Source organism: Parvibaculum sp. (assembly GCF_002684405.1).
Taxonomy (GTDB): Bacteria; Pseudomonadota; Alphaproteobacteria; order Parvibaculales; family Parvibaculaceae; genus Parvibaculum.
The window spans coordinates 1-6,852 of the sequence record NZ_NYVD01000014.1 but is presented as its reverse complement, the minus strand read 5'-3'; the positions used below and the strand labels follow the sequence as shown (position 1 = coordinate 6,852).

At 63.9% G+C, this 6,852-nt stretch carries 7 protein-coding genes; 2 read left to right on the top strand and 5 right to left on the bottom strand.

Annotation, left to right across the window (positions count from 1 at the left end; all coding sequences use genetic code 11):
- The first annotated feature begins 419 nt into the window (after positions 1–419).
- Positions 420–803 (top strand): hypothetical protein, encoded by a 384-nt coding sequence (locus tag CMI59_RS01340; protein WP_293323670.1) that lies wholly within the window; start codon positions 420–422, stop codon positions 801–803.
- A 159-nt stretch (positions 804–962) separates the two neighbouring features.
- Entirely contained in the window at positions 963–2,348 is a 1,386-nt protein-coding gene (locus tag CMI59_RS01335) for an IS1182 family transposase (protein ID WP_293323667.1), read from the top strand.
- 142 nt (positions 2,349–2,490) lie between these two features.
- Here the strand turns inward: CMI59_RS01335 and rlxS are convergent, their stop codons facing one another.
- The 5 genes from rlxS to CMI59_RS01310 all read right to left on the bottom strand — a co-directional run bounded on the left by rlxS (position 2,491) and on the right by CMI59_RS01310 (position 6,781).
- A complete protein-coding gene (gene rlxS / locus CMI59_RS01330) occupies positions 2,491–4,476 on the bottom strand; it encodes a relaxase/mobilization nuclease RlxS (RefSeq protein ID WP_293323664.1) in 1,986 nt (661 codons plus the stop codon).
- 258 nt (positions 4,477–4,734) lie between these two features.
- Positions 4,735–5,490, bottom strand: a complete 756-nt coding sequence (locus CMI59_RS01325) for a lytic transglycosylase domain-containing protein (protein WP_293323661.1) — start codon at positions 5,488–5,490, stop codon at positions 4,735–4,737.
- Positions 5,478–6,056 carry a S26 family signal peptidase gene (locus CMI59_RS01320; RefSeq protein WP_293323658.1) on the bottom strand — a complete coding sequence of 193 codons (579 nt, stop codon included), beginning with the start codon at positions 6,054–6,056 and terminating at the stop codon, positions 5,478–5,480. Before CMI59_RS01320 ends, CMI59_RS01325 begins: the two co-directional genes overlap by 13 nt.
- Positions 6,049–6,276 carry a helix-turn-helix domain-containing protein gene (locus CMI59_RS01315; protein ID WP_041535925.1) on the bottom strand — a complete coding sequence of 76 codons (228 nt, stop codon included), beginning with the start codon at positions 6,274–6,276 and terminating at the stop codon, positions 6,049–6,051. The genes CMI59_RS01320 and CMI59_RS01315 overlap by 8 nt, the downstream gene beginning before the upstream one ends.
- A gap of 181 nt (positions 6,277–6,457) precedes the next feature.
- A complete protein-coding gene (locus tag CMI59_RS01310; protein WP_293323652.1) occupies positions 6,458–6,781 on the bottom strand; it encodes a DUF736 family protein in 324 nt (107 codons plus the stop codon).
- Between the last annotated feature and the right edge of the window lie 71 nt (positions 6,782–6,852).

The window sequence follows — 6,852 nt, the reverse complement described above, 5'->3', positions numbered from 1 at the left end:
GGCCATGACAGGAGAACGAACCAGGGCGCGCCGAGACGCGTCTGGAAGCCGAGTGCGAAGGCTGCCCATTGCGTCGCGGTCCAGACACCCAGAATGACGATCGCGAAGACGATCAGCGCCTGACCGATCAGAAGTTTTGTCGGGGTCATCCGTCTCTCTCCATCGCGCCAAAGCTCGCGAGAACGAGAGACAGGATTCAATCGGAAGGAGGATTCTGAAAATCGCCTTTATCTGCGCCCTCACGCGACGATGAACGCAGACGAGAAAGAGAGCGCCCGTGAGAATGCATGAACGTGAGAGCAAGGACTCTGGAAACGCGAATTCACGAGGTGTAGAATCCAATAACGAGCGTTGATGCACGAAATCGTTTGCACCGCTCCGATGAAGCGAGAACTCACAGCAACAGATGGAGATCCGACATGATCGCCATGCTTCTGCTTACCGTCTTCGGGCTCGGCGCCTTCTGTATGCTGCTGTTCAGATGCGCGGTCTATGCGCTTCCGGTCATGGTCGGGCTTTCGACCGGTTACTGGGCGATCACATCAGGCGCTGGCATAGTGGGTGGCGCTCTCGTCGGCCTGGTCGTCGGCGGCCTCGTCTTCGGCCTTGGGCAGGCAGCGCTCGCGACGAGCCGCTCTCCGCTGCTGCGGTTCCTGGTTGTGGGGGTATTTGCAACGCCTGCGGCGCTGGTGGGCTACGGCATGATGCTGGAGATATGGCAACTCACCATGTCTGCCAGCATTTGGCAGCACGCGTTCGGGGTTGTCGCAGGCCTTGCAGTCGCCATCGCGACGGCGGCCTGACTTCTGGACGAAAACCCTTTGCCAACAGGCGAGAAAAACGGCGCGGTCTCACCCCGGCTCTGAATGACTGCTTTGCGCCGATTGTGTTGATTAAGTCGGCGGTTGAACCGGCTTCTGGAGCGTGATTCCATCGTGCTGTGCTGATCGGAGGGCAGAGCGATGATGGGAACACAGGCGGTGCCGGCGCAGCTGTTTTATGACTTCTGTCTCGACGATCATGTTCCTGACGATCACCTGTTGCGACGTATCGACCGGTTCCTGGATCTCGAGGCGGTGCGCGCGGAGCTAAAGCCCTTTTACAGCATGATCGGCCGGCCCTCGATCGATCCGGAACTGATGATGCGGATGCTGATCGTGGGCTACAGCCTGGGCATCCGGTCCGAACGGCGCCTGTGCGAGGAGGTCCATCTCAACCTGGCTTACAGATGGTTTTGCCGTCTGGGGCTGGACGGCAAGGTGCCCGACCATTCGACCTTCTCGCGCAACCGGCACGGCCGTTTCCGGCAGAGCGATATCCTGCGGCATCTGTTCGAGACGGTGGTGGAACGCTGCCTGCGCGAGGGGCTGGTCGGTGGCGAAGGCTTTGCCGTCGATGCGAGCCTGATCGCGGCGGATGCCAACAAGCAGCGCTCTGTTCCCGGCGACGAGTGGCACCCCGATGACCTTGGCCCGGATGCAGGACAGGCTGTCCGTGCGTATCTGGCGACACTGGACGATGCGGCCTTCGGCGCCGCCAGCGCGGCGAAGCCGAAGTTCATCTCGCCATCGGACCCGGCCGCGCAGTGGACCGGTGCTCACAAGGGGCATGCCTTCTTCGCCTACGCCACCAACTATCTGATCGACACGGAGAATGCGGTCATCCTCGACGTCGAGGCCAGCCGCGCCATCCGGCAGGCCGAGGTGGGCGCCTCGCGAACGATGATCGACAGGACCAATGAGCGCTTCGGTCTCAAGCCCCGGCATCTGGCGGCCGACAGCGCCTATGGATCGGCGGCGAACCTCGCCTGGCTGGTCAAGGAGCGGCAGATCGAGCCGCACATCCCCGTCTTCGACAAATCGAACCGGACCGACGGCACCTTCTCGCGCTCCGACTTCGTCTTCGATGCCGGGCAGGACCACTACACCTGCCCGGGCGGCAAGCTGCTGGTGCAGTTCAGACGGACCTATGCGACGCCGCGTTCGGGCATCACCAAGGACGGAACGCGGCTCTACCGTTCGAGCAAGTCCGACTGCCAGAACTGCGCTCTCAAGATCAAGTGCTGTCCGAACACGCCACAGCGCAAGGTGCCGCGCGACATCGACGAGGATGCGCGCGATGTGGCCCGGGCTCTGGCGAACACGCCGGCCTATGAGCGTTCGCGGCATCGGCGCAAGAAGGTCGAGATGCTCTTCGCCCACCTCAAACGCATCCTCAAACTCGGCCGTCTGCGCCTGCGCGGACCGAAGGGCGCCAGAGACGAGTTCCTCCTCGCCGCCACCGCGCAAAACCTGAGGAAGCTGGCGAAGCTTCGAGCAATGCCGAGCCATGGCCCTGCGGCGGCATGAAGCCACACCGGCCGGGTAACCGGCCCGCCGTCATAAGGCCATCAGGCATCAGGCCCCCGGGCAACGGGCCCGAAATCATCGTCCCACGGACGAACTGTCGATCTCGCAGCGACTAAATCAACAATATCGGCGCTAAGCGGACCTATGAAACCCCTGACCCTCTCTGCCTCCCGATCATCCACGACACCCTCCCCTCCCGGACAATCCCCGAGACCTGCTTGCCGATATGCCGCTCCAGCACCGGCCGCCAGGGCACGAGCGTGAACTCGCGCGATTTCTCGATGACCGCGAAACGGCCGCTGCCGAGATCGACATGCCGGCGATAGGTCCCGGTCGCCTTTTGCCCGGATTCGGCTTCGACGTAGGGCAGACCGAGTTCGCCCGAGAGTTGCCCCGCCACACGCAGCAGTTCGCGGCGGCGCAGGATGCCGAGCATGTTGGCGCGATAGACGATCCGGTCCTGCTCTTCCCGCGCCAGTTCCTGCCCGACCAGCCATTGCCGGCGCAACGCAAGCGCGCCGCGGACATCTCCGCCAAAGCCCCCTTCGCGCAAGGGCTCCGGCTTTTCCGCCACCAGCTCGCGATCAAGCCAGGTCGCGCCATTGGCGGTCACCTGTCGCTCTAGCGGCCAGGCGGAAAGCGTCTCGACGAGGACAGGACTCGATCTTGCCAGACCGCGCTCGAAGGATGCGGCGCGTTCCAGGTGATCGGGCGCGATTGCCCAGCTTCCGTCAGGTTCACGCTCAACCAATCCGCCCTGCCGCCGCATCGCTTCCAGCCGCCGGATGTGGGTTTCGACGAAGTCGCGGCTCGTCGTCGGATCGTGGCACAGATGCGCGTCGATGTCGTAGCGGCCGCCATTCGCGGCGGCGATCTCCGCGATCGTCCGGTCGACCTCTCTTGGTTCCACCGGTTTTGGCGTGATCGCGACGATGGCGCCGTCCGGCAGAGCTTCCACAGATTCTGACCGGCCGATATCCACGTAATGCGCGCGGCCGTCGAGCCCGTCGACGATCAGGTAGTGACGGTCATTGAGTTCGTCCGACAGTCCCCGGCCAATGACACGACCGACAATGCGCCGCGCCTGCCCACCTGCCGGATCGTGAACCGCATAATCCGACGGCGCGCGGGCGAGTCCTTTCTCGGTCATTTCGCGGTGAAGCGTCTTGATGACGTCGCCACGTTCGCCCATGCGGCGAAGCGCCGGTTCCAACCCCTTGGCAAGCTTCCACGTTCCGGGCGTGACCTCCTCCGCCAGTCCCAGTCGCTTCAGCTTCTGCAGCCGGCCCGCCCGCAAGGTTTGCCGGAACGCATCACCTGCGGTCATATCAGAACGGACGTGACCTTCGTCATCCGTCTCCTTCAACAAACCGCGATCGAGACTGGTGAACCGTTCCTGTTCGACTTCCCGCGCGAGGTTCGCCTCAATCTCGAGATCGCTGCGGGGGCCGAGATCGAGGGTGACAATTTCGGCGGCGCGTTCGCGCATGCCTGTCGACAGATAATCCCGCGCGATGACGAGGTCTTGTCCGCGCTCGTCCTTGCCGCGGAGCATGATGTGGGTATGGGGATGGCCGGTATTGTAGTGATCGACCGCGACCCAATCGAGATGCGTCCCCAAATCCTCCTCCATGCGGGCCATGAAGCGCCGCGTGAAACCCTTCAGTTCCTCATATTGCGCTGCGTCCTCGACCGAAACGATAAAGCGGAACTGGTGCCGGTCGCCGTCGCAGCGTTTCAGAAACGCCTCGCCGTCCGCCCGGTCGTGCTCGACGTCGTAAAGCTCGCCCGGCAGCCCCTCGCGCGTCACGCCGTCGCGCTGGATATAGCGGAGATGGAGACGCGCCGCTTTCTGACCCTGCCCCTTCAGCTTCACGATGCGGGATTTGACGACCACGCGCCGCGCGCGAAAGGCAGCATGGGTTCCGCGCGATGCGAGGACACGACCGATGCCGGCGCCGCGGCCGATGCGATTGCCCTGGAACCCCGCCCCCGGCGACGTTCCACCGAAGCGGCGACCGCCCGCCAGCGCCGCCGATTTCAGCACCCGCTGCTGGTAGCGGCGTTCGGCCTTTCCGTCGCGCGCTCCGATCCGGCCGAGACGTGGTTCGAATTTGTCGTCCTGCATCGTCTCCTCTCCGCGATCGCCACCTATCATCAAAAAATGATCGGCTTTTGCTGGCGGACAAGACGGCGCCATGAAGATCGAAGAGACACAGGGACTTGGCGCGACAATGGCGCCACGCCTTCGGCGCATGGCGCCGTCAAAAGAGATGTGCAGACAGGAACATAAGCCCCTCATGGCGCCGTTCTTTTATCTTGCCCTCCCGCGATATCGAGTTCACCCCACGCTCACCTGCGTCGATGCCCTTTCTCCTGGGACTGACTAACGGGAGATGCTGAAGAGCTGCACGAAGAGATCGCCACCACCGGCAGCGAAGTCACCGCGCGATTTGCCGTCAGAACCGGCAAAGAGATACCGCTTTCGACGCTGAACCGTATCGTTCGTCGAAGCAACTTCGGGGCGCGTTTCATGCCCGTCGAGCGGGAAGAAAAGCGATTTTCCGGAGGCGAAAGACACGCGTGCGGTTGCCAATGAGACGACTGCTTTGTCGTCTGTGGGGACGATTTCAACACGCGGGAGAACCACCGCGAGATAGGCGTGGGTCTCTTCGGGAAGGCTCCGCTCGCCCTTCAGATAGGCCTGATAGCGTGTCGGCCCGGCATGATAGGCGGCAAAAAGTCCCGGAAAGCCGAAGCGGTCGCGCATCTCACTCAGATAGGCCGTGCCCGCCAGAATATTGTCGCGCGGATCATGCGGATCGGGGCCGAGCCCATGTCGCGCCCGCAGTTCGGCATAGGTCGCGGGCATCAGCTGCATCAGTCCCATTGCGCCCGCAGGCGATGTGATCGGCGCGTCGTTCAGCAGAGTCCGGCCACCGCTTTCCGCCTCGATGACGGCCTCGATCCAGTGCGCCGGAATACCGAAATGCCGCGCGGCTTCGGCGATGAGGGGCCGCCATCGCGCCATGTTCCTTGCTTCCGGATCGACCACTATGCTCATGGTGGCTAGTGGTGTGAGGCCATGCTCCGGCTCTGCGCTGCGGATCGCATGGGCGAGAACCAGCGTCAGAATATCCATAGCGGTACCAGCCTGCCGATGACGAGCGCCCGCTCGACCAGCCCGAAATACCGCCCATCGAAAGAGCTGGGTTCGCCTTCGGCGAGCAGCAAAACATGATAGCCGCCGAGCCTCTCGCAGCCCCGCCAGCGCGGCATAAGGCGGCCCTCGCCGTCCAACTCCAGCCGCCGCACCGCGTGCCGCCCGTTGATCGTGAGGTCGTTGCCGGTCATGCAGACCGTATCGAACCGGCTGGCCGCAACGCGCTTGATCAGCAGGGCATCGCGCGCGAGATAGTGCCGTTCGTCGGCAATGCGTCGTGCCTCTTCCGGCAAGCGCGCCAGCACAAGATCGCCCCGGACAAAATCCGGCGAGAGACGCAGATAGAGCCCGCGCGGGGCGCTGGCGCTTGCGTTCCAGACGAGACGCGGCAGTGGGTCGAGAAGCGCCGTCGCGCCGATCAGGCCGATGCCGAACACAGTCCAGAGAAGAAGACGCCTGCGGCGGTGCGGGTGTTTCGGGCCGCGCGGAGACCGCATGGGCACCAGCGCGCCGCTCTCGGCGATGAGGGAGAGCCGCTCACTCATCGGAGGTCGAGCGCTTTGCCCGCTCCCGCGACCAGGCGTCGAGATCGTCGATGTGATAGCGCACATAACGGCCATGCTTGCGGTATTCGGGGCCACCGCCGACGACGCGCATCTTTTCCAGCGTGCGCTCGGAGAGGCCGACATAGTGCGCGGCCTGCGGCGTGTTGAGAAAGGGACTGCCCTTCTTGGCATTCGCAGCCCGGGTCGCGTCGTCATCCATGGGGCACCTCGCATGTAACCCACGCGCGAATCGCGCAAGGAAGCCCCACCACGGCAAGGATCGGAAAAAGAGGTCCGGTGACCGAGCGGCGAATATCCGGCCACGTCGTTTCGCCAGCGCAACAGATCGCAGAAGGGAAAAGCCTCCGCGCCCGGAGGGACGCGGAGGCGATGGTGTGACGTCAGTCGACGGGATTCCAGATCAGCGCGAAGGTCTCGTCGTCATCCTGACCGGCGGCGCGGCCGAGATTCGCGTAGAGCCGGCGCGGCCCGAATTCCGGGGCGGCGAGGCTGAGGCTCACATAGTCCCGGCCCGAAGTTTCGCCGGTACGCGTCCAGCCCGCGCCGATCTCGACGCCCTGCGTGAGGACGCGGAAGTCCGGCTGCGCCTCGGCGCTTTTCGCCGCATTGGGCACGATATCGATCTCGGCGCGGATGGTCAGTGTCTTCAACTGGCCCTTGTAACCGCCGCTCGACTGCTTGGTGACATATCCGATTGCAGGCATGGTCTTTCTCCTTCGATGAACGCCGAGGGGTCCATTCCCCTCGCGATGGCGAACCCCGATGGGCGCGGCAG

Bases quoted from the DNA above. Each gene is read 5' to 3' on its own strand.
- CMI59_RS01340 (WP_293323670.1), top strand. From the start codon at position 420: ATGATCGCCATGCTTCTGCTTACCGTCTTCGGGCTCGGCGCCTTCTGT.
- CMI59_RS01335 (WP_293323667.1), top strand. From the start codon at position 963: ATGATGGGAACACAGGCGGTGCCGGCGCAGCTGTTTTATGACTTCTGT.
- rlxS (WP_293323664.1), bottom strand. From the start codon at position 4,476: ATGCAGGACGACAAATTCGAACCACGTCTCGGCCGGATCGGAGCGCGC.
- CMI59_RS01325 (WP_293323661.1), bottom strand. From the start codon at position 5,490: ATGGATATTCTGACGCTGGTTCTCGCCCATGCGATCCGCAGCGCAGAG.
- CMI59_RS01320 (WP_293323658.1), bottom strand. From the start codon at position 6,056: ATGAGTGAGCGGCTCTCCCTCATCGCCGAGAGCGGCGCGCTGGTGCCC.
- CMI59_RS01315 (WP_041535925.1), bottom strand. From the start codon at position 6,276: ATGGATGACGACGCGACCCGGGCTGCGAATGCCAAGAAGGGCAGTCCC.
- CMI59_RS01310 (WP_293323652.1), bottom strand. From the start codon at position 6,781: ATGCCTGCAATCGGATATGTCACCAAGCAGTCGAGCGGCGGTTACAAG.